The organism is Bradyrhizobium ingae (genome assembly GCF_055791185.1).
Map to the genome: position 1 here is coordinate 255424 of NZ_JBVUBB010000005.1, position 20657 is coordinate 276080.

Annotated in this window: 19 protein-coding genes; 10 read left to right on the forward strand and 9 right to left on the reverse strand. The window is 62.8% G+C overall.

Translation table 11 applies throughout. The annotated features are described in order from the left end of the window. Nucleotides 1–168: 168 nt before the first annotated feature. A complete protein-coding gene (locus ACV1FX_RS10270) occupies nucleotides 169–1011 on the reverse strand; it encodes a universal stress protein (RefSeq protein WP_473117434.1) in 843 nt (280 codons plus the stop codon). A gap of 173 nt (nucleotides 1012–1184) precedes the next feature. On the opposite strand from ACV1FX_RS10270, the gene ACV1FX_RS10275 reads away from it, so the two are divergent. From ACV1FX_RS10275 to ACV1FX_RS10285, 3 genes are read left to right on the forward strand one after another with little or no spacing between them, the layout of a single operon-like run. After that, nucleotides 1185–2168 carry a zinc-dependent alcohol dehydrogenase family protein gene (locus ACV1FX_RS10275; RefSeq protein ID WP_473117435.1) on the forward strand — a complete coding sequence of 328 codons (984 nt, stop codon included), beginning with the start codon at nucleotides 1185–1187 and terminating at the stop codon, nucleotides 2166–2168. A gap of 12 nt (nucleotides 2169–2180) precedes the next feature. Then, nucleotides 2181–3722, forward strand: coding sequence for a bifunctional aminoglycoside phosphotransferase/ATP-binding protein (locus ACV1FX_RS10280; RefSeq protein WP_473117436.1), 1542 nt, complete (start codon nucleotides 2181–2183; stop codon nucleotides 3720–3722). 8 nt (nucleotides 3723–3730) lie between these two features. Continuing rightward, nucleotides 3731–4705, forward strand: a complete 975-nt coding sequence (locus ACV1FX_RS10285; protein ID WP_473117437.1) for a CHAD domain-containing protein — start codon at nucleotides 3731–3733, stop codon at nucleotides 4703–4705. Here ACV1FX_RS10285 and ACV1FX_RS10290 read toward each other — a convergent pair. Together ACV1FX_RS10290 and ACV1FX_RS10295 are read right to left on the reverse strand one after the other, a co-directional pair. Then, a complete protein-coding gene (locus tag ACV1FX_RS10290; protein WP_473117438.1) occupies nucleotides 4702–6555 on the reverse strand; it encodes a PHA/PHB synthase family protein in 1854 nt (617 codons plus the stop codon). The two genes, ACV1FX_RS10285 and ACV1FX_RS10290, sit on opposite strands and share 4 nt — an antisense overlap. Before the next feature lie 35 nt (nucleotides 6556–6590). Beyond that, on the reverse strand, nucleotides 6591–6860 hold the full coding sequence (locus tag ACV1FX_RS10295) for a hypothetical protein (RefSeq protein WP_473117439.1): 270 nt from the start codon (nucleotides 6858–6860) through the stop codon (nucleotides 6591–6593). 276 nt (nucleotides 6861–7136) lie between these two features. On the opposite strand from ACV1FX_RS10295, the gene ACV1FX_RS10300 reads away from it, so the two are divergent. Then, nucleotides 7137–7865, forward strand: a complete 729-nt coding sequence (locus ACV1FX_RS10300) for a CBS domain-containing protein (protein ID WP_473117440.1) — start codon at nucleotides 7137–7139, stop codon at nucleotides 7863–7865. A gap of 21 nt (nucleotides 7866–7886) precedes the next feature. Here the strand turns inward: ACV1FX_RS10300 and ACV1FX_RS10305 are convergent, their stop codons facing one another. The 3 genes from ACV1FX_RS10305 to ACV1FX_RS10315 all read right to left on the reverse strand — a co-directional run bounded on the left by ACV1FX_RS10305 (nucleotide 7887) and on the right by ACV1FX_RS10315 (nucleotide 10688). Further along, nucleotides 7887–8342 (reverse strand): RidA family protein, encoded by a 456-nt coding sequence (locus ACV1FX_RS10305; RefSeq protein WP_473117441.1) that lies wholly within the window; start codon nucleotides 8340–8342, stop codon nucleotides 7887–7889. A gap of 15 nt (nucleotides 8343–8357) precedes the next feature. Then, nucleotides 8358–10049: a benzoate-CoA ligase family protein gene (locus tag ACV1FX_RS10310; RefSeq protein WP_473117442.1), complete on the reverse strand. Its 1692-nt coding sequence runs from the start codon at nucleotides 10047–10049 to the stop codon at nucleotides 8358–8360. Between the two features lie 147 nt (nucleotides 10050–10196). Continuing rightward, nucleotides 10197–10688: a MarR family winged helix-turn-helix transcriptional regulator gene (locus ACV1FX_RS10315; RefSeq protein WP_473117443.1), complete on the reverse strand. Its 492-nt coding sequence runs from the start codon at nucleotides 10686–10688 to the stop codon at nucleotides 10197–10199. 296 nt (nucleotides 10689–10984) lie between these two features. On the opposite strand from ACV1FX_RS10315, the gene ACV1FX_RS10320 reads away from it, so the two are divergent. Continuing rightward, complete coding sequence (locus tag ACV1FX_RS10320; protein WP_473117444.1) at nucleotides 10985–12160, forward strand: ABC transporter substrate-binding protein; 1176 nt, start codon at nucleotides 10985–10987, stop codon at nucleotides 12158–12160. Between the two features lie 37 nt (nucleotides 12161–12197). Continuing rightward, nucleotides 12198–12650, forward strand: a complete 453-nt coding sequence (locus ACV1FX_RS10325) for a cupin domain-containing protein (protein ID WP_473117445.1) — start codon at nucleotides 12198–12200, stop codon at nucleotides 12648–12650. A gap of 14 nt (nucleotides 12651–12664) precedes the next feature. Here the strand turns inward: ACV1FX_RS10325 and ACV1FX_RS10330 are convergent, their stop codons facing one another. The 3 genes from ACV1FX_RS10330 to ACV1FX_RS10340 form a co-directional block, all read right to left on the reverse strand. Then, entirely contained in the window at nucleotides 12665–13915 is a 1251-nt protein-coding gene (locus tag ACV1FX_RS10330) for a flavin-dependent oxidoreductase (RefSeq protein WP_473117446.1), read from the reverse strand. 175 nt (nucleotides 13916–14090) lie between these two features. Beyond that, a complete protein-coding gene (locus tag ACV1FX_RS10335; protein ID WP_473117447.1) occupies nucleotides 14091–14927 on the reverse strand; it encodes an enoyl-CoA hydratase family protein in 837 nt (278 codons plus the stop codon). A 38-nt stretch (nucleotides 14928–14965) separates the two neighbouring features. Next, nucleotides 14966–15727 carry an SDR family NAD(P)-dependent oxidoreductase gene (locus ACV1FX_RS10340; protein ID WP_473117448.1) on the reverse strand — a complete coding sequence of 254 codons (762 nt, stop codon included), beginning with the start codon at nucleotides 15725–15727 and terminating at the stop codon, nucleotides 14966–14968. A gap of 190 nt (nucleotides 15728–15917) precedes the next feature. Here ACV1FX_RS10340 and ACV1FX_RS10345 point away from each other — a divergent pair, with 190 nt between their 5' ends. The 4 genes from ACV1FX_RS10345 to ACV1FX_RS10360 are packed head-to-tail and all read left to right on the forward strand — an operon-like array spanning nucleotide 15918 to nucleotide 20654. Further along, nucleotides 15918–16748, forward strand: a complete 831-nt coding sequence (locus ACV1FX_RS10345; RefSeq protein WP_473117449.1) for an alpha/beta fold hydrolase — start codon at nucleotides 15918–15920, stop codon at nucleotides 16746–16748. Next, entirely contained in the window at nucleotides 16745–18031 is a 1287-nt protein-coding gene (locus ACV1FX_RS10350; RefSeq protein ID WP_473117450.1) for an acyl-CoA dehydrogenase family protein, read from the forward strand. Before ACV1FX_RS10345 ends, ACV1FX_RS10350 begins: the two co-directional genes overlap by 4 nt. Nucleotides 18032–18033: 2 nt before the next feature. Beyond that, a complete protein-coding gene (locus ACV1FX_RS10355) occupies nucleotides 18034–19569 on the forward strand; it encodes a class I adenylate-forming enzyme family protein (protein WP_473117451.1) in 1536 nt (511 codons plus the stop codon). Beyond that, entirely contained in the window at nucleotides 19566–20654 is a 1089-nt protein-coding gene (locus tag ACV1FX_RS10360) for an NAD/NADP octopine/nopaline dehydrogenase family protein (RefSeq protein WP_473117452.1), read from the forward strand. Before ACV1FX_RS10355 ends, ACV1FX_RS10360 begins: the two co-directional genes overlap by 4 nt. Nucleotides 20655–20657 lie beyond the last annotated feature (3 nt).

Sequence of the window (20657 nt, forward strand, 5' to 3'; positions counted from 1 at the left end):
CACGTGCTTGGAACCCGGCCATGACGGATGGCTGAAGCACCTAAAGCGCGATGAGATTAGTATGAATCGTCATCGCGCTTTTAGGTTTTTGTTTGAGCATGATCTCCACGCAAACGCGTTCCGCATTTGTCGCGAAGAAAAACCGTTTCACACTTTTCCGGATCATGCTCAGTGCGACATCATAACCCAGCAGGGTGGCTCGCCGATGACGGTCTTGGTCACGCCACCCCAGATGATCTCGTTCAGGCGGGAATGACGATAGGCCCCCATGACGATCGCATCGATGGCGTGCTCACGTGCCCAGCTTCCAAGCACCTTGCCGATCGAGCTGCCGCCGATCCCTGCGGTTTCAAAGGACGCGGCAACGCCGTGCTCCCTCAGATGGTCGACGAGGCCCGCGCCGCGTTTCATGACGTCGCCGGTCGTCTCGTCCGTCACCGTGATGATCCGAACCGAGGCCGCCGCCTGCAGAATCGGCAGGGCATCGCCGACGGCTCGCGCCGCGGGCGCGGAATGGTCCCACGCGATCATGATGTTCTCGAATTCGACCCGCAGCTTGTCGGCTTGCGCTTCGGGACAGAGCAAAAGGGGCCGGCCGGATTCGAAAATCAACTGCTCGATCAGATGTTCCGACCGGCTGTCATTGGCCTTGACCGGAACCAGCGTGAGATCGCTGTAGCGCGCGCGCTCCGCCACCGCCGACGCGATCGCCTCCGCCGCCAATTTGTGCAACTGGCCGTCCGTCCGAACGTTCAAGCGGGATGCCGCAGCCCTGAATGCATTCAACAGCTCCCGAACCTCCGTCACACTGCGCACGGCGTGAGCCTCCGCCGCATTGTCCAGGTCCGACGAGATCACCACTTTTGGTCGGACGAGAATATCCTCCTCCACGGCCAACGCGGTGATCTTCGCACCGAGATTGGCGGCAGCGGCCACGCAGGTCTCGATCGCGACCAATGCCGCCTTGCTCGGCTCGCCAACAAGCGGCAGAAGGACGTCCTTGACGGGCATCGGGATTCTCCTCTGTCAGTCAAGATAGACCGCCGCCCCGCCCGGCCCTTGATCCTTGTCAAAGCCGAGGGGGACATGGCAAAGCCGATGAGGAGACTTGATGGGCGTCAAGGACTTGCCGTGTTCCCACGCTAGAGTAGGCACAATCGCTGCGATGCGCTTCGGAGAGACTGATGCGTGCGATGGTGCTGCCTGGCCCGCGAGCGCGGCTGCGGATGGATGAGCGGCCCGACCCGATCCCTGGCGACGGCCAGATTCGGGTGAAGGTCAGCGCCTGCGGCGTCTGCCGCACCGACCTCCATGTGGTTGACGGCGAATTGCCCGACATCCGCTATCCGATCATCCCCGGCCATGAGATCGTCGGCCGCGTCGATCTCGTCGGGCCCAATGTGACCACGCATCGGATCGGCGATCGCGTCGGCATCCCCTGGCTCGGCTACACCTGCGGGAACTGCCGGTTCTGCCGCGAGGGCATGGAGAACCTCTGCGACCATCCGTTGTTCACCGGCTGCACCCGCGATGGTGGCTATGCGACGCATGCCCTTGCTGATGCCCGCTACGCGTTTCCGCTTGGCGAGGATGGCGACGACGTCGCGATCGCGCCGTTGCTATGCGCTGGCCTGATCGGCTGGCGTTCGCTGGTGATGGCAGGACGCGCGGAGAGGCTCGGGATCTATGGCTTCGGAGCCGCAGGCCACATCGTCGCCCAGGTCGCGGTTTGGCAGGGGCGCTCGGTCTACGCCTTCACACGACGCGGCGACATTGCGGCGCAGGATCTTGCGCGCAATCTTGGTGCCGCCTGGGCCGGGGCTTCGGACGAGCTGCCTGATGCACCGCTCGATGCTGCCATCATCTACGCGCCTGCCGGCCAGCTTGTGCCGGCCGCCTTGCGCGCGGTCCGCAAGGGTGGCCGCGTGGTTTGCGCCGGCATTCACATGAGCGACCTTCCCAGCTTCCCCTACGACCTGCTTTGGGGCGAACGGCAACTTCTCTCCGTCGCCAACCTGACCCGCCAGGATGGATTGGATTTTTTGAAGATTGCGCCGCAGGCCGGCGTCCGGACCGAGACGACCGTCTTTGCGCTGCGCGAGGCCAACGAGGTTCTGGACAGGCTGCGCAGCGGACAGATCCTGGGAGCGGCCGTGCTGCGGCCTTGACGATATCGGCAGATGACGCCCTCTCACCCAGACACCGTGGCGCAGGAGCGGATCTTCGCATTCCTGACCGATCCGACGACGCATCCCGGCGTCACCCGGATCGATACGCATGCGGCTTCCGTTTTTCTCGACGGCAACCGCGCATTGAAGATCAAGCGGGCGGTCCGCTTTCCCTTCCTCGACTATTCCACGCTGGAGAAGAGAAAGGCGGCCTGTGAGGAGGAGATCAGGATCAACCGGCCCCTCGCGCCGCAAATCTACCGTGGCGTCGTGGCGATCACGGAGCAGCGCGACGGCTCGCTGAGAATTGGAGGAGACGGTACGGCGATCGAGTTCGCCGTGGACATGATCCGCTTCGACGAAAACCGGACGCTGGATCACCTGGCAAAAGCGGGCCCGCTGGACGCGCATCTTGCCACGGGCATCGCCGATGCGATCTCGGCCTCACATGCCATCGCGGCGCGCGTCGAGGCACCTCGCTGGATTGGAAAGATCCCCGCACTCATCGACGGAAATAGCGCGGGTCTGCGGCGGGGCGGCCACGTCGAGACGACCGAGATCGACGAATTGGCACGCGCCTCAAAGGATGCGTTCGTGCGTGTTCGCGAGTTACTCGAGGACCGTGGACGCCAGGGCTTTGTGCGGCGCTGCCACGGCGACCTGCATCTCGGAAACATCGTGCTGATCGACAATCAGCCGACCCTTTTCGACGCCATCGAGTTCGATCCGGAGATGGCTTCGATCGACGTGCTCTATGACCTTGGGTTCACCCTGATGGACCTGCTGCACTACGACCAGCAATCGACCGCAAATGCGGTGCTCAATCGCTACCTCGTCACGACCGAAGTCGAAAATGATGACGCGCTGGGCACGCTTCCGCTGTTCATGTCCATCCGCGCTGCGATCCGCGCCCAGGTGCTGCTCGCGAAGCTGGCGCGGTCCCACGGCGATGAGACCGGAATCATCGAAGATGCGCGCCGCTATTTTTGGCTGGCCCAGGCGTTGATCGATCCCCCGGCTCCCCGCTTGATCGCGGTCGGCGGTCTCTCGGGCACCGGAAAATCTTTGCTCGCGCGCATGCTCGCGCCCCTCGTCCCGCCACAGCCCGGCGCCGTCGTGCTGCGCAGCGACGTCGTTCGAAAGCAGCTATTCGGGGTCGGCGAAACAGACCGGCTGCCGCAATCAGCATATCAGCCCGAGGTTACGGCACAGGTCTATGACGCCCTGGGGCAGCGCGCGAGGCGCATTCTGTCGCAGGGGCATTCGGTCATCGTCGATGCGGTCTTTGCGCAGCAGTCTGAGCGGAACGAGGTGGCCGCATTGGCGCGGGCGTGCAACGTCCCTCTGAGCGGACTGTTCCTGGTTGCGGACCTGGCAACGCGCCAGGCACGTATCGGCAACCGGCGGGACGATGCTTCCGATGCGACGCGAGAGGTTGCCGAGCTTCAAGAGCGCTATAATATCGGCGATCTGGACTGGACAATCGTCGACGCCTCGGGAACACCAGAACAGACACGCGACCGTTGTCGGACGGGGATGGCGGGGGACAGGTAACCAAGACGATGGCGCGACCCACGACGACAACGGAGGCTCCCGCCCGCGTCAAGGCGACATCGGCACGGGGCACCGCACCTGCTCGCCTGAGCGCCGGAATGGCCTGCGATACCGCATTTCGAATCGTAGCCCGCCGTCACCTCAACGCCGTCATGGCCCAGCACGAGGGGACATGCAGCGGCGATCCCGACGCCCTGCATCAGATTCGCATCGCGCTCACGCATCTTCGTACCGCGATCCGGTTCTTTTCTCCCATGGTCGACGATACCGTGCGGCCCGTCGTCTGGACCGAGCTGAAATGGCTGCACCGGCAGCTCGGCATGGTGCGTGACCTCGATGTCGCGATCGAGCGAATAGTCGCTGCCAGCGGCGAGCAACTTGAGCTGATTGCCCAGCTTCAGTCGTGGCAGGAAAAGCGGGCCGAGAGCCATCGTCTTCTGGCGCGGGCGCTGCAGTCGGCGCGCTGTCGTCGCCTGATCGAGCAGACATCCGGCTGGATCGAGAGCGGGCCCTGGTCGACCAGACGAACCAAAGAGGCCATCAGATTGCGCCGCACCCCACTCGCCGAACACGCAGGCCAACGGCTGGCAGAGTGGGAAACGATCCTTCTGAAGAAGTCGCGCAAGCTTGACGAGCTCGGCGTGAAAAGGCGGCATCGTTTGCGGCTTCGCAACAAGCGGCTGACCTACGCAATCGAGTCCCTCGAAGACCTGTTCGTCGACGAGACGCTTGAGAAGCAGAAGGCCATCCTCAAACAGCTCCGCCGGGCCCAACGCAGCCTGGGGCAGCTCAATGACAATGCAAGAGGCCGCGCGCTTGCCAAAGCGCTCAATGGCGAAGGATCGGCCGTCAGCCTCCACTTCCTCGGTCGCAAGCGCGAGAAGAAACTGCTGCAGACGGCGGCGACCGCCTACAGGAAGCTCGACAAGGCGAAGCCTTTTCGAGCGTCCGGATTGACGCTCGACGCGGAGCCTGCCGACTAGGTGAGAACGTACTCGCCAGGCGCGTCCGGCAGATGATCGACACTGCCAAGCCCCATGCGAGGCGGCTCGCAGAGTTCACTGGACCGCGCGAGCAGCCATTTGCTCCATTCCGGCCACCACGATCCATCGTGACGCGGCACGCGAGCGAGCCATTCGTCACAGCCGACATAGGGCGCGTCAGCCGCCTTGGTCATCACCTGATAGCTGTGCCCCGCCTCACCCAGCGGCGCCACGATGCCCGCATTGTGGCCGCCGCTGGTCAACAGGAAGGTCACGTCGGCATCGACCTGGTAGTGAATCTTGTAGACCGACCGCCAGGGCGCCACGTGATCTCTCAGCGTTCCCACCACGAAGATCGGCGCGTGGATGTCTGATAATGCGATGTTGCGTGCGTCGACCTGGTAGCGCCCCTCCGCCAGATCGTTGTTGAGGAACAGCTGGCGCAGATATTCCGAGTGCGTCCGATACGGCAAACGCGTCGCATCCGCATTCCAGGCCATCAGATCGCTCGGCGGGGCGCGCTCGCCCAGGAGATAGTCGTGGGACAACCGCGACCAGATCAGATCGTTCGAACGCAGAAGCTGGAAGGCGCCGGCCATCTGCGGGGTGTCGAGATAGCCGCGTTCCCACATCATGTCCTCGAGGAATGCGACCTGGCTCTCGTTGGTGAACAGCGTCAGTTCGCCCGCTTCGGTAAAATCCGTCTGTGCGGCCAGCAATGTGATGGACTTCAGGCGATTATCACCATCGCGCGCTATCGCGGCGGCAGTGATCGACAATAGGGTTCCTCCAAGGCAGTAGCCGAGGGCATGGACCTTCCGACGCGGCCGGATGCAGGCGATCGCATCAAGCGCCGCCATTACGCCCAGCTTCCGATAATCGTCGAAGGCAACGTCACGATCGCCGGCGCCCGGATTGCGCCACGAGATCGCGAACACCGTAAAGCCCTCGCCGGTGAGATACTTCACCAGGGAATTGTGGGGCGACAGATCGAGGATATAGTACTTCATGATCCAGGCCGGAACGATCAGCACCGGCTCGGGCCGGACCTTCTCGGTGGTCGGATAATACTGTATCAACTCCATCAGTTCGTTGCGGTAGACCACCTTTCCCGCGGAAGCCGCCACCGTCTTGCCGACCGCGAACTCGCCGTCACAGGCGGCCTTGTTGGCGGAGCGCATCTGCAGAAAATCGCGCCACCAATTCTGCCAACCAAACACGAAATTCTGGCCGCCGCTCCGAAAGGCCCTTTGCAGTACTTCAGGATTGGTCGCGACGAAGTTCGACGGCGCCAGCATGTCAAGGACCTGGCGCACCGAGAACTCGACGACCGCCTCGTTGGCGGGTGCCACACCTCGGACGCCGGTCGTCGCCCTGTGCCACCATTGTTCGCTCAGCAGAAACGCCTGAGCCAGCAAGTTGAACGGAGGGCTTTCCCATTCGGGCCTGGCGAAGCGACGATCCTGGGCCTGCGGTTTGATCAGGGACCAGGGGTCCTGATCAGGCGGCGAAGCATGTGCGGCGGCCTGGAGGAGCCGGCCCGCATCTCGAACGGCATCCTTCGCAATCTCCATCTGTCGCTGCGGCGCGGCCACGAGGTGCGACGCCCAATCGAGATAGGCGAGCGACAGCGCGATGGGCGAGATGCCGCCGGTCAGCCGCGCCAGCATCGCATGCAAGGCTCGGTCAACCGGATAGGAATCCGCCGACGAAATTGGGCCAGCGGCCACCGCTTCCGATGCCTTTTCGGGTTTTGAAGCCTCAGTGCCTGCTGGCACGGCGGCAATCAGATCCGCCACCGGAGCGGGCTGCTCGGCCCGCTGGAGCAGAGAGGTCGTTCCAGCGCTCATGGCTCGCATTTCGTCCGTATTCTACGATTCTCGGGTTAATCGCGCGTCGCGACGTTGAACAGGCCTGTGGTCGTCGCGATCACTCTGTCGCCGTGCCTGAAAATCCGATCACAGTCGCGGCGGATGAAATCGAGCTGATGTTGACCGCATTCGGTGGAGAGCGCTCTCCAATCCTTGACCGAGTGCGAGCCGGCCAGTTTCGACAGGAACTCTGCACACAAATGCGTCTCGGTTTGCGTCCGGTCGAGGAGCTCGTTGGTGACGAAAACAATCTCGTCAAGGAACAGCCGCTGCGCGGCGAACATGAGATCGCACGCGCGCCGGTTTGCCTCTGCAAACCGCCGAGCGGGATCGGATACCGGCGTTTCCGGCGCAAAATCTTGCAGTCTAGCGAGTTCGCTCAAGATGAACCTCCTGGCTGGCCCTGAAACTTTCAGGTTAGAGAATACGACCAAGGGCTCGATGCACCTTGAGCTGCATCAAGCGCGGCGGCTGCCCCATTGACCTGCGTCAAACCGCCAAGCCGGGCCTGCACTAGGCTTGCGACATCGAATTCTCGCCAAGCCATGCGGAGCTACAAAATGCGCGCTCACCAGATCATGACCCGGTCGGTCATCTCGGTCACGCCCGACACCACCATCGTCGAAGCCGCGAACATCATGCTGAAACGCCATGTCAGCGGACTTCCCGTAGTCGACGAAACCGGCAAGCTGGTCGGCGTCGTGTCGGAAGGCGACTTCATCCGGCGGAGCGAGATCGGGACCCAACGCAAGCGTGGCCGTTGGCTGAAGTTCATCCTTGGCCGCGGCCAATCGGCCAGTGATTTCGTTCAGGAACACGGCCGCAAGGTCTCCGAAGTGATGACGAAGTCACCGGTGACCATCACCGAGGATACGGCGCTTGCCGAGATCGTGGACATCATGGAGCAGAACAACGTCAAGCGCCTGCCGGTGGTGCGCGGCGACACCGTCGTCGGCCTCGTCTCTCGCGCCAATCTGCTCCAGGCTGTCGCGAGCCTCGCCCGCCAGGTGCCCGATCCCACGGCTGACGACGATCACATTCGCGGCCGCATCATTGATGCAATGGAAAAGAACGACTGGTGCCCGTTCGGACTGAACGTCATCGTGCGCGACGGCATCGTCCATCTGAGCGGCGTCATCACCGACGAGAGCGCGCGTCGGGCGGCGATCGTCCTGACCGAGAACATCGACGGCGTGAAGAAAGTGCACGACCATCTGTGCTGGGTCGACACCGTCTCCGGCATCTATCTCAACTCACCGGATGACGACGATCTCGCCAAGGCGAGCTGAGAAGGCGGGTTGATCGATGTTTCAGCGCGGGATTACGGCAGTGGCTTCGATCTCGACGCGCGCAGCCTTCTCTACCAGCCTGACGACCTGGACCAGCGCCATTGCCGGATAGTGAGTGCCAAAGATCTCACGGTAAATCTGGCCGAGCGATTTCAGGTTGGCCAGGTATTCGTCCATATCAACGACATACCATGTGAGACGCACGAGGTGCTCCGGCCGCGCGCCACCCTCCGCAAGGATCGCCGCGATATTGTTCAACGTCTGACGTACCTGCGCGACGAAGCCCTCGGCGAGACGCTCTTCCGTGTCCCAGCCGATCACCCCGCCGGTGACGACGATGCGCCCTTCCGCGGCCACGCCGTTGGCATAGCCCTTCGGCATCGGCCAGCCGGAGGGCTGCAGGATCCGGGTCGAAGGTGCATCTTCCCTGATCGGCAGCGTTGCGAGCTGCGGGCTTTTCGGCGTCGTTGCAGACAATCGTCCATTCCTCTCTTATTTGGTGCCGGCACGAGGCGATGAAGCCGCCGCCTGCGCCATCTGCCGTAGGGCGAAGCGCTTCAACTTGCCCGTCTCGGTCTTCGGCAACTGCGTCACGAACTCGATCGCACGCGGATACTTGTAAGGCGCGATCTCGCGCTTGACATGCTCCTGCAGCTCGGTCGCAAGCTCGGCATCCGGCATGACGCCGGGGGCCAGGATGATATAAGCCTTCACGATCATGCCGCGCGCTTCATCCGGCGCTCCGACGACACCACATTCGGCGACCGCCGGATGCGTCAGAAGTGCGGTTTCGACATCCGTACCGGCGATGTTGTAGCCAGCCGAAACGATCATGTCGTCGGAGCGCGACTGGTACCAGAAGTACCCGTCGGCATCCATCACATAGGTGTCACCAGTGATGTTCCAGCCATTGTGGACGTATTTGCGCTGCCGCTCGTCGGCAAGGTAGCGGCATCCGGTCGGCCCGCGAACGGCCAAGCGCCCCATCGTGCCGCATGGCACGTCGTTGCCGTCATCATCGACGATCTTGGCCTCGTAGCCCGGCACCGGCTTACCGGTGGCCCCGGGGCGAATCTCGTCTTCCGTCGCGCTGATGAAGATGTGCAGCAGTTCGGTCGAGCCGATGCCGTCCATCAATTTGATGCCCGTTGCCTTGAGCCAGGCGTCGAATGTCGGCTTGGGCAGGGTCTCGCCGGCGGAGACGCACTTGCGCAAGGAGGAGATATCGTGGCCTGCGATCTTGCCGAGCATCGCACGATACGCAGTCGGCGCCGTGAAACAGACGGTGGTCTTGTAGCGCTCGATGGCCGCAAGAAAATCGTCCGGCGTGGTCTTCTCCAGGACGACGAAGGACGCGCCGATATGCATCGGGAACAACACGCCACCGAAGCCGAACGTAAATGCGAGCGGGGCCGAACCGATGAAGCGATCGTCCTGCTTCGCCCGCAGGATATTGCGCGCATAGCCGTCACAGACCGCCAGCATATCTCGATGGAAATGCATGGTGCCCTTTGGGTCGCCTGTCGTGCCCGAGGTGAAGGCGATCAGGCAGACATCGTCGGATGCGGTGTCGACCGCCTCGAAATCGGCGCTCGCGTCCGCAGTCAGCGCTTCCAGCGAGTCCGCAGCGCCGGTGCCCCAATAGACCACGTGCTTCAGCCCGGGCGCGGCCGCTTTTGCTTTCTCCATTTCGTCGGACAGCTTGCCGTCGCACAACGCCAATGTGATCTCGGCTTTCTGAATCGGATACAGAAGCTCCTTGGCACGGAGCAGCGGCATGGTCGCAACCACGATGCCGCCTGCCTTGATGACCGCAAGATAGGTCGCGACCATCATCGGGTTGTTCGCTGAACGGAGCAGGACGCGCCCTCCGGTCACGAGACCAAGCTTGCCAACGAGCACATTGGCGATGCGGTTCACGAGCCGTTGCAGCTCGCGATAGCTGTAGCTGACGGAGGGACTGATCGCGCATGGCGCATCGCCATGCCCCTGCCCGACCCAGCGATCGAGGAAGTAACTGACGCAGTTCAGCCGCGGCGGATATTGCAGCTCCGGCCGCGTGAAGATGAACTCGGGCCATAGATCGCGGGGCGGCAGATGTTGCAAGGCAAAGGTATCGGCGTGAGCCGTCCCAGCCCTGCCGTCACATGAGCCCGGAAGTTGAACCTTGGCGGCGTTAGCCATCGCACGCTCCTTTTCAGCTTGGAGAGCACCCGGCAGCACTATCTGAAAATCATTTTAGGCTTAAAATAATTTGGCGCAATAGCAGATTTTGGACGTCACGGGCTTTTTTATGACGACAGGGGGAGTTTGCTGCGAAACGGCCGACGCCTACGCTCTGCGGCGCGAGGCGGATTTCTGGGCCGAGGCCTTTGTCTTGGCCAGGAGGCGCATCAATTCACGCACATCCTTTGGCGTGAGATCAGCAAAGACGTCGGCAATCCAGGTCTCGTGTTCCGTAGCCATCTTGCGAAACTCGGCGCGGCCAATCTTCGTCAAGCGGATCACCTGGACGCGGCGGTCGGTATCGGACGTGCGGCGGTCGAGGTGCCCGGATTCCACGAGGCGTTCGACGAGCCCCGTAACATTGCCGTTGGACACCATCATGCGTTTGGAGACGTCGGATAGCGTCATGCCGTCCGGCGCCTTGTCCAGCTGCGCCATCAAATCGAAGCGAGGCAATGTGACGTCAAACCGCTCCCGCAGCCGGCCGCGCACCTCACCCTCGATCAGGGTCGTGCAGGTCAACAGACGCAGCCACAGCCGAAGCTCTTCGGCGTGATCTTCCGGGAGTTCGACAGCCTTGGTCTCGGAATCGAGCATCGTGGCGCGGTCACTTTGTCACAGCACTGGCTGGGCCAACGGTCGTTTTGAGCTTCAAGTAATTTCCGGTCCGCCGCAAGCCCAAAACGTACCGGACAACCAGTGCGGGCCCAATTTCTTTAGGCTTCAAGCAATTGGCGCGCCGCTTGCATGGCGCCGAACTCATCGCGCGGTGCCGTTGGCGCAACGCAGGATGCAGCAGCATCGGCTCTGCTTGCCGCGGATGCCGTCATCAGAATAAGCTTGGTCGAATGACGGGACTGTAGCGTGAGCGCGAGCATATCGGGGAAGGCATCATGAAGAAGCAACTGAAGTTGGCGGGATTGGCCCTGCTCGTCGGCGCCGCGCTGGATCCGGCACTTGCGCAGGAGAAGATCAAGCTCGGCGTGATCGTAACCTTGTCGGGTCCCGGCGCCGCGCTGGGCCAGCAGGTTCGTGACGGCTTTGCGCTCGCGGTCAAGGATCTCGGCAACAAGATGGGCGGCCGCGATGTCGAGGTCGTGGTGGTTGATGACGAGTTGAAGCCGGATGCGGCGGTGACCAAGGTCAAGGGCCTGCTCGAGCGCGACAAGGTCGATTTCGTGGTCGGGCCGATTTTCTCCAACATCCTGCAAGCGATTCATCGACCGGTCACGGAGTCCAAGACATTCCTGATCAGCCCCAATGCAGGCCCGTCGACCTACGCCGGCAAGGACTGTAGCCCGTTCTTCTACGTGACCTCCTACCAGAACGACCAGGTGCACGAGATCCTCGGCAAGGTGGCCCAGGACCGCGGCTACAAGCGCATGTATGTGATGGTGCCGAACTATCAGGCCGGCAAGGACTCGGCGGCGGGTTTCAAGCTCGATTACAAGGGCGAGATCGTCGAGGAGTCCTATATGCCGCTCAACACGCTGGACTTCCAGCCGGAGCTTTCGAAGATCGCCTCGCTCAAGCCCGATGCGCTCTTCACCTTCATGCCAGGTGGCCTTGGCGTCAACCTCGTCAAGCAATACCGGCAGGCAGGGCTTGCCGATACGATCCCCGTGCTGTCCGCCTTCACGGTGGACGAGTCGACCTTGCCGGCGCAACAGGATGCGGCCGTGGGCATGTTCGGCGGTGCGAACTGGGCGCCGAATCTCGACAACCCGCAAAACAAGAAGTTCGTCGCGGCCTATGAAGCCGCCTACAACAACGTGCCCGGCACCTATGCCTTCCAGGCCTATGACGCCGCGATGTTGATCGACAGCGCGGTCAGGGGCGTGAAGGGCGATCTCGCCAACAAGGACGCCGTTCGCGCGGCACTGAAGAAGGCCGACTTCACCTCGCTGCGCGGCTCCTTCAAATTCAACACCAACGGCTATCCGATTCAGGACTTCTATCTGACCAAGGTCGCCAAGCGCCCTGACGGAAAGTTCCAGACCGAGATCGTGCAAAAGGTCTTCGAGAACTATGGCGATCGTTACGCAAAAGATTGCAAGCCGGCGAACTGAATGCTGCGTTGAGGATCGAGCAAAGGGAGGAATTCAAGTGAAGAGCGAGATCACGGGCATCACGAGAGCCAATGAGGGCATCCAGGGCATTTCCTGGAACATTCTCGGCCAAACCTATGTGCCGAAGAGCTATGCGGAGCACAGCTTCTCCTGGCATGCGACGCTGCCGCCCGGCACCTTCGTGCCGCCGCACATCCATCCGGACCAGGACGAGTATCTCTATATGCTGGAGGGAAAGCTCGATTTCCTGCTCGGCACCACCGAAGCGCAGGCGACGCCGGGGGACCTGATCCGGCTTGGCATGGGCGTTCCGCACGGCATCTTCAACAAGTCGGACCAGACGGCGAAGGTGCTGTTCTGGGTCTCACCGAGCCGTAAGCTCTATGACCTATTCTGGGGCCTTCACAACATGAAGGAGCAGAAGCCCGAGGACGTCGTGGCGATGGCCGCGGAGTTCAACATTCACTTCCTGCCCCCACCGCCGTCCTAGGCGGGGGAACGGCGTCACGCCCTGACGGCGGCCAGGCCTGGCACTGCGGCGAAGCCCGCCTTCGTGGCATAGCCGCGCACGATCGCCTCGCGCTGCGAGTAGCTCAGCACGTTCTCGACATTATCGAAACCGTCGGGCGCGAGCTGCTCGACCGCATCGATCACCCCTTCCGGGCCGCCGCGACGATTGGAGCGGACAATCTCGGCCGTCATCGGCAGGCGTTTCTTCTCGTACTCGACCAGCGCGTGGCGCGGGTGCTCGGAGCGAGCCAGCAGATCCGCAAGGCAGCGCGCATCGAGAATGGCCTGAGACGCGCCGTTCGAGCCGACCGGATACATGGGATGCGCAGCATCGCCCAGCAGGGTGACCCGCCCCGACGACCAATAGGGCAAGGGATCGCGGTCACAGGTGGGATATTCGTAGAACTCAGGCGTTGCCGAGATCAGGCTCTTGACGTCAATATAGGGCACCGAGAAGCGCGCGACGTGCGGCATCAGCTCCTCGCGCCGGCCCGGTCGCGACCAGTCCTCCTTGCGCGGCGGCGGCGCATTGCCCTCGCCGATCTTCACCAGCACCGCCCAGTTCGTAAGACGGCTCGCGGGGCTCGAGCCCTCCGCGATCGGATAGACCACGACCTTGGCGTTGAGGCCACCGGCGACGATCATCGACTTGCCGGTGAGGAACAGCGGCCAGTCGCGCGCGCCGCGCCACAACATCAGGCCGTTCCAGCAAGGTGGGCCCTCGTTGGGAAACAGCGTTTCGCGCACGCGGGAATGGATGCCGTCAGCGCCGATCAGGATGTCACCACGCGCCGTGTGGACATGTCCGCCGGAACGATCAAAGAAATAGGCGGTGACGCCGCCTTCATCCTGGGTGAAAGCGCCCAGGCGACAACCGGTGTGAATGATCTCGGGCCCGAGCCGTTCCTCGACCGCGCAATGGATGACGCCCTGCAAGCGGCCGCGATGAATCGAGAATTGCGGCACGTCATGACCTGCGTCGATGCCGCGCGCCTCGCGCCAGACTTCCTGACCGTGACGATTGAGATAATAGAGCTGGTCGGTGCGGATGGCGACCTCGTCGAGCTTCGGCAACAGACCGAGTCCGGCAAGCTCGCGCATGGCATGCGGCAGGGTATTGATGCCGACGCCGAGCTCGCGAATGGTCTCGGCCTGCTCGAAAATCTCGCAAGTAATGCCGCGCGCCCGCAGCATCAACGCCGTGGTGAGACCACCGATACCGCCACCGACGATAATCGCCTTCATCGCCCAAACTCCACTCGGTACACGCCAGGCAACGGGGTTAACGTCGCATGGGCGATCACTCGGCCGCAAGCGCCTTTATCGGCCTCCCCCTTCGTGTCGCCCGGCTCCTGGGCTTAGCCTTAATTCGTAACTCCTCGAAAATCTCGCCGCTCGCATATGCAGCTGCGGAAAAGGGCTAATCCCCCCTGAACACCGGCTTGACCTTGTTGGCGAAGGCTTCGAAAGCACGCTCGAAATCGGCCGTCGTCATGCAGAGCGCCTGCGCGACGGCTTCCGCCTCGATCGCCTCTTCCACCGACATCGCCCATTCCATCGCCAGCATCCGCTTGGTCATGGTGTTGGCGAAGGTCGGGCCCTCCGCGACTTGCCTCGCCAGCAATTGCGCCTGTGGCAAAACCTGATCGGGCGTGACGATGCGGCTGAAGAAGCCCCAACGCTCGCCCTCCTCCGCGGTCATGAAACGGCCGGTGTAAAGCAGCTCCGAGGCCCGCGATTGGCCGATGATCCGCGGCAGGATGGCGCAGGCGCCCATATCACAGCCCGCGAGTCCAACCTTGTTGAAGAGAAACGCGACCTTCGCACCACTTGCCGCCAGCCGCATGTCCGATGCCATGGCAACGATCGCGCCCGCGCCGGCACAGATGCCTTCAACCGCGGCGACGATCGGCTGTGGGCAGGCCCGCATCGCCTTCACAAGATCGCCCGTCATTCGCGTAAAGGCTGTGAGCCCCTTGGTGTCCATCTTGACGAGGGGGCCGATGATCTCGAATACGTCGCCGCCCGAGGAAAAATTACCGCCGGCACCCGTGACGACAATAGCCTTCACCGCGTCATCAAACGCGCAGGCGCGAAAGAAGTCGGTGAGCTCGCGATAGCTCTCGAACGTCAAGGGATTTTTCCGGTCCGGGCGATTCAGCGTGACCGTGGCCACATGGTCGACCACCGCAAGCAGGAAATGCTGAGGCGAATAATCCGCCAACGGCACGGTAACGGGATTGGCTGGTCTGCTCATGAGGACTCCCTGTCGTTCTTCTTCCGCTACCCTGCGGTCTATATTTCGCCACCGGCCACGGCGATCGCCTGGCCCGTGATTGCACCGGCCCCTTCACCACACAGCCAGAGCACGGCGTCCGCCACCTCCTGAGGCGTGACGAGCCGGCCTTGCGGGTTGTGCCGCGCGAGATCGGCGATTGCCTGCTCGCGGCTCCGCCCTGTCTTCTTCATGATGTTCTCGATGCTGTCGGCAACGAGATCCGTGTCCGTAAAACCCGGACAGACGGCATTCACGGTGACATTGCTGTTTGCCATTTCCAGCGCCAGCGAACGCACGAGCCCGACCACGGCATGCTTTGCTGCAGCATAAGCGCTGACGTACGCATAGCCTTTCAATCCCGCGGTCGATGCGATCGCGACGACGCGGCCGTAGGGTCGATCCTTCATCCCGGGCAACACGGCCCGGACGGCGTGCACCACGCCCATGAAATTCACATCCATCATCCGGGCAAACAGCGCGGCGTCTGATTTCGCGAACGGCGCGGACTCGGCGCTCCCAGCGTTTGCAATCAAGATGTCGATGGGCTGTCGCTCGGCCGCCTTGGCGATCGCGGCCCCCAGCGCCGCCTCATCAGAGACATCAGCGACGGCGGCAAAATGCGCGGCTCCGACACCAACGGCCTCCTCCAGCGTCGCTGCGTTCCGGCCGAGCACGGTGACCATGGCTCCGGCTCCGGTCAAAGCCGCTGCGATCGCACGACCGATGCCGCGGCCACCGCCTGTCACGAGTGCATGCGAAGAACGCGGCAGTCCGGACATGCGCAGCCTCCCTGAAGGCAAGGATGGATCGGCCTTCTGGATATATTTTAAGCTTCAAATTATTGCAATGGAAGGCCCCATTTCAGCCCTTCGCGAAGTGCCGGCCCAGAAATTGCTTTAAGTATAAAGTTGTCTCTTCCCATCCCGAACAGGCCTGTTAGCATCGGCTGGCCGAGCAAGAGGAAGCCACGTGCAGCAACCGACGCCGACGATAACCAGGGATGGACGCTTCGCCTATGAGGTCGCGGGCAGCCCGGATGCGGTGCCCTTGGTCTTCTTGCATGGCATTGGCGGTGCAGCGCGCGCCTGGCGCCAGCAGCTTGTCACATTCGGCAGTCGTTTTCACGCGATAGCCTGGGATATGCCCGGTTATGGCGGGTCGAAACCGCTCCCCGAGGTCAGCATCGCCGCATTGGCCGAGGCCTTGCAGGAGTTCCTGCAACAGATCGAAGCCGACAGGCCCGTCCTGGTTGGCCATTCGATCGGCGGGATGATCGTGCAGCAATGGCTGACGCAACATCCGCAAACCGCACGCGCAGTGGTATTGGCGCAGACCAGCCCGGCCTTCGGCAAGGCCGACGGCGACTGGCAAAAATCGTTCATCGCGGCGCGGCTTGGCCCGCTCGATCGCGGCGAGACCATGAGCTCGCTTGCCCCCTCCCTCGTCAGCGAGCTGATTGGCGAGGATCCCGATACGAAGGGCATGGATGTCGCGCGTGACTGCATGGCCAGCGTGCCGGAGGCGAGCTATCGCGCAATGATGCTCGCCTTGGTCGGATTCGACCGGCGAAGCGCACTCAAGGACATCGCGGTTCCGACGCTGCTCCTGTCGGGCTCCAGGGACAACAACGCGCCTGCGCCGATGATGGCGAAAATGGCGGGCTATATTCCGGCAGCTCATTACGCGGATCTTGCCGGCGTCGGCCATCTCGCCAATCTCGAACGCCCTGACGCGTTCAACGCGGCAATCGACGAATTTCTGAGATCAAGCGAGACCAAGACACGGGTAACTGGACAATGACCATGCAAGTCAGCAAGAGCAGCACAGCCGATAAGCTCGCGCTCGACGCGCCGATCTTCGATCCCGTCGCATTCCGCCTGGACGGCGAGCAGACAGCCATCATCGCGCGGGCGCGGGAGATCGGTCAGAGCGTGTTCGCCGGCCGCGCCGCAGCCTATGATCGCGACGCGGTGTTCCCGACCGAGAATTATCGGGATCTGCACCGCGTCGGCTTGCTCGGCATCGCCGTCCCGAAGAAGCATGGCGGACTGGGGGCCGGCTACCAGACCTATGCCCTTGCTGCGGCTGAGATCGGCCGCTATTGCGGTACGACCGCGCTCACCTGGAACATGCATGTGTGTTCGACCTTGTGGTCCGGGCCGCTCGCGGACGACCTCGACATGGATGACGCCATGCGTGCGGAGCACGAACGTCGTCGCGCGGTCCACTACAAGCGCATTGTCGAGGATGGTGCGATTTATTCGCAGCCTTTTTCCGAAGGTGGTGCGGCGGCCGCAGGCGGCGTCGCGTTCGGCACCGAGGCGAAACCCGTTGGCGGCGGCTGGATCATCAACGGCAAGAAGATTTTTGCATCACTCTCGGGCCACGCCGACTACTACGGCGTGCTGTGCACCGAGATAGCGGAGGGCGAAAAGGCCTCACGGCGCAATACGCTCTACCTCGCCATTCCCGCCAAGGCGGAAGGCGTATCTGTGGTCGGGGATTGGGATCCGCTTGGGATGCGAGGGACCGTCTCGCGCACGCTTCTGTTCAAAGACGTGTTCGTGCCGGAAGACGCCGCCCTCATGCCGCGCGGCGTCTATTTCCAGGCGGCGATGCGCTGGCCGCACATGTTCCTGACGTTGTCGCCGACGTATATGGGCCTTGCGCAGGCGGCGTACGATTTCACCCTGCGCTATTTGCGCGGCGAGGTTCCCGGCATGCCGCCGGTCAAGCGAAGGATGTATCCGACCAAGCAGATCGCAGTCGCTCAGATGCAGATCAAGCTCGAGCAGGTCAAGGCGATCTGGTTTCAGGCGGTCACTGAGGCGTGCGCCAATCCAAGCAAGGAGCAGGTGCTGCGGGCCTATGCCGCACAATATTCGGTCATGGAGGGTGCCAACGAGCTTGCCGCGCTGGCGATCCGTACATGCGGTGGCCAGGCCATGCTCAAATCGCTGCCGCTGGAGCGCATCTATCGCGACAGCCGTTGTGGCTCACTGATGCTGCCCTGGACCGCCGAGCTCTGCCTCGATCGCATCGGGCGCGAGGCCCTGTACGAGCCCGGCGAATCGGACGACTGATTGTGGACCTCTGTCATCTGATCGATCGCAACGCGGCGTTCGCGCCGGACAAGCCCGCCATCCATTTCGAAGGCGAGAGCTTAAGCTATGCGGCCTTTGCCGCACGCATCGACCGAACCGCCACCGCCTTGAAGGCCGAGTTCGGCGTCGGCCGCGGAGATCGTGTCGCGATCCTGAGCCTGAATCGGCCCGACTACCTCGTCCTGCTCTACGCGTGCGCACGCCTCGGTGCGATCCTGGCCCCGCTGAACTGGCGGCTTGCGGTCGCCGAGCAGCTTTTCATTCTCACGGATGCCGGCGCCAAGGTGCTGGTGCTCGAGCAGGCTTTTGCCGGCGTTATTCCGGAGTTGGAGCGAAGCCTGCCGGGCATCAGCCTTCTTGGTCTCGACTTTACGCCGCCGAATGGCAGCACGTTCGATTCACTGCTGGAATGCGGCGACCGTGGTGGACGCAATCCGCATGCCGATCTCGCCTGTCCGCTCCTCATCGTCTACACGTCGGGCACGACCGGCCGGCCGAAGGGCGCGGTGCTGCGCCAGGAAGCGCTGTTCTGGAACGGCGCCATGAGCCAGCACATGCACAATCTGACGTCGGACGATCACGTGCTGACGGTGCTGCCGTTCTTTCATGTTGGTGGACTCAACATTCAGACCACGCCGGCTCTGCACGTGGGGGCAACCGTTACGATTCATTCGCGCTTCACGCCGGAGGCAACGCTCGCCAGCTTTGAGCGCGACCGCCCGACGCTGACAGTATTGGTACCGGCGATCATCCAGGCGGTGAGCGATCATCCCGACTGGGCTACGGCAGATCTTTCGTCCTTGAAGGCCATCGCCACGGGATCGACGATCGTGCCGCCACACCTGATCGAACGTTTCATTGCGCGCGGCGTTCCGGTCTTGCAAGTCTATGGCTCGACCGAGACCTGCCCGATCGCCGTCTACACCCGGCTCGGCGGAGATACATCGCGTGCGGGCTCGACCGGCCTGCCCGGTCTCTGCTGCGAGGCCAAAGTGATCGGCACTGACGGCACCGAGGTGCCGCCTGGAACGCCCGGCGAGATCGCAGTGCGCGGCCCCAATGTCTTCTTCGAGTATTGGGGCAACGAGGACGCCACGCGCGACGCGCTGCATGACGGCTGGTATCGCACCGGCGACATCGGCCTGTGCGACGACCACGGTTATTTCTGGATCCGCGATCGCAAGAAGAACCTGATCATTTCCGGCGGTGAGAATATCTATCCGGCCGAGGTCGAACGCGTCCTGCTGGAGCATCCCGACATCAGCGAATGCGCCGTGATCGGCAGGCCCGATTCGCGCTGGGATGAAGTCCCAGTCGCCTACGTGATTCCGCGATCGGGTCAGCGGCCCGAAGCCGACCAGTTGAAGGCGCATTTGCAGACACAGCTCGCGCGCTACAAGATTCCGCGCGAGATCGTCTTTGTCGCCGATCTGCCGCGTACGGCGCTGGGCAAGGTCCAGCATTTCCTGCTGAAGCAGCTCGATGCGCAGTCCTCCTCACAAGGAGAAGTCTCTTGAAGATTGCCGTACTGGGCGGCGGCAACGGCTCTTTCGCCGCCGCCGGCGATTTTGCTCTCGCCGGGCACGAGGTTCGGCTCTGGCGGCGCGATGGGGATCAAGTGGCCGCCCACCGCGCGGCGGGCTCGCACATCGTTGTCAAGGATCATACCGGTCAGCAATACGCAAAGCTCGCGCTGGTTACGACCGACATTGGCGAGGCGGTCAACGGTACCGAGCTGATCCTGTGCCCCGCGCCGGCCTTTGCCCAGCCGGATATCGCTCGCCTGCTGGCCTCGCACCTGCGGGATGGACAGGTCGTGTTTTTGCCGCCAGCAACCTTCGGCTCGATGATCTTCGCTCTGGCTCTGCGCGAATGCGGTAACCGCGCCAAGGTGAGCTTTGCCGAAACCGGCACACTGCCCTGGCTGACGCGCAAGCATGGACCATTCGAGGTCGCAATCACGATCCGCGCCAAGCGATTGCCGGTTGGCGTGTTCCCGCTGAGCGAGGCCCCGCGCGCCCTCGAGGTGATCGGCCGCGCCTTTCCTGGCACGATCGAGCCCTGCGGAGATGCCCTTTCCGGCGCCTTGATGAATGCGGGACCGATCATCCATCCGCCGTTGATCGTCATGAACGCGGGTCCGATCGAGCATTTCGAACGCTGGGACATCCACAAGGAAGGTACGCAAGCCGCGATTCGCCGGGTAACGGATACGCTCGATGCCGAGCGTATCGCTGTGCGCGAAATGCTCGGCTACGGTGCTCCGCACTTCCCGCTTGCCCATCATTACGCAAAGGAGGGCGAGATCTGGATGTATGGCCGCGGCTCGCACGAACGCCTTACCGACTCCGGCGATTGGCGCGAGCGGATCGTGCTCAGGGACCACCGCTACATGCGGGAAGATCTGCGCCTCGGGCTCTCGCTCCTCGTCTCGGTGGCGGAGCTGGCCGGTGTTGCAACGCCGCTCGCGAGGGCCTTTCTCGCCATCGGCGGTGCAATCTGCGGCGAGAATTTTGCGGAAGGAGGCCGTACGCTCGCGGCTTTGGGGCTCGGCAAACTCAGTCAGCCTGAACTACAGAAACTGCTGCGGGAAGGGTTCTGACCA

What these genes read in the sequence shown, in the direction of transcription:
- ACV1FX_RS10275 (WP_473117435.1), top strand. Translation starts at nt 1,185, where the DNA reads ATGCGTGCGATGGTGCTGCCTGGCCCGCGAGCGCGGCTGCGGATGGAT.
- ACV1FX_RS10285 (WP_473117437.1), top strand. Translation starts at nt 3,731, where the DNA reads ATGGCGCGACCCACGACGACAACGGAGGCTCCCGCCCGCGTCAAGGCG.
- ACV1FX_RS10340 (WP_473117448.1), bottom strand. Translation starts at nt 15,727, where the DNA reads ATGTCCGGACTGCCGCGTTCTTCGCATGCACTCGTGACAGGCGGTGGC.
- ACV1FX_RS10280 (WP_473117436.1), top strand. Translation starts at nt 2,181, where the DNA reads ATGACGCCCTCTCACCCAGACACCGTGGCGCAGGAGCGGATCTTCGCA.
- ACV1FX_RS10350 (WP_473117450.1), top strand. Translation starts at nt 16,745, where the DNA reads ATGACCATGCAAGTCAGCAAGAGCAGCACAGCCGATAAGCTCGCGCTC.
- ACV1FX_RS10315 (WP_473117443.1), bottom strand. Translation starts at nt 10,688, where the DNA reads ATGCTCGATTCCGAGACCAAGGCTGTCGAACTCCCGGAAGATCACGCC.
- ACV1FX_RS10270 (WP_473117434.1), bottom strand. Translation starts at nt 1,011, where the DNA reads ATGCCCGTCAAGGACGTCCTTCTGCCGCTTGTTGGCGAGCCGAGCAAG.
- ACV1FX_RS10320 (WP_473117444.1), top strand. Translation starts at nt 10,985, where the DNA reads ATGAAGAAGCAACTGAAGTTGGCGGGATTGGCCCTGCTCGTCGGCGCC.
- ACV1FX_RS10295 (WP_473117439.1), bottom strand. Translation starts at nt 6,860, where the DNA reads ATGTTCGCCGCGCAGCGGCTGTTCCTTGACGAGATTGTTTTCGTCACC.
- ACV1FX_RS10310 (WP_473117442.1), bottom strand. Translation starts at nt 10,049, where the DNA reads ATGGCTAACGCCGCCAAGGTTCAACTTCCGGGCTCATGTGACGGCAGG.
- ACV1FX_RS10290 (WP_473117438.1), bottom strand. Translation starts at nt 6,555, where the DNA reads ATGAGCGCTGGAACGACCTCTCTGCTCCAGCGGGCCGAGCAGCCCGCT.
- ACV1FX_RS10300 (WP_473117440.1), top strand. Translation starts at nt 7,137, where the DNA reads ATGCGCGCTCACCAGATCATGACCCGGTCGGTCATCTCGGTCACGCCC.
- ACV1FX_RS10335 (WP_473117447.1), bottom strand. Translation starts at nt 14,927, where the DNA reads ATGAGCAGACCAGCCAATCCCGTTACCGTGCCGTTGGCGGATTATTCG.
- ACV1FX_RS10330 (WP_473117446.1), bottom strand. Translation starts at nt 13,915, where the DNA reads ATGAAGGCGATTATCGTCGGTGGCGGTATCGGTGGTCTCACCACGGCG.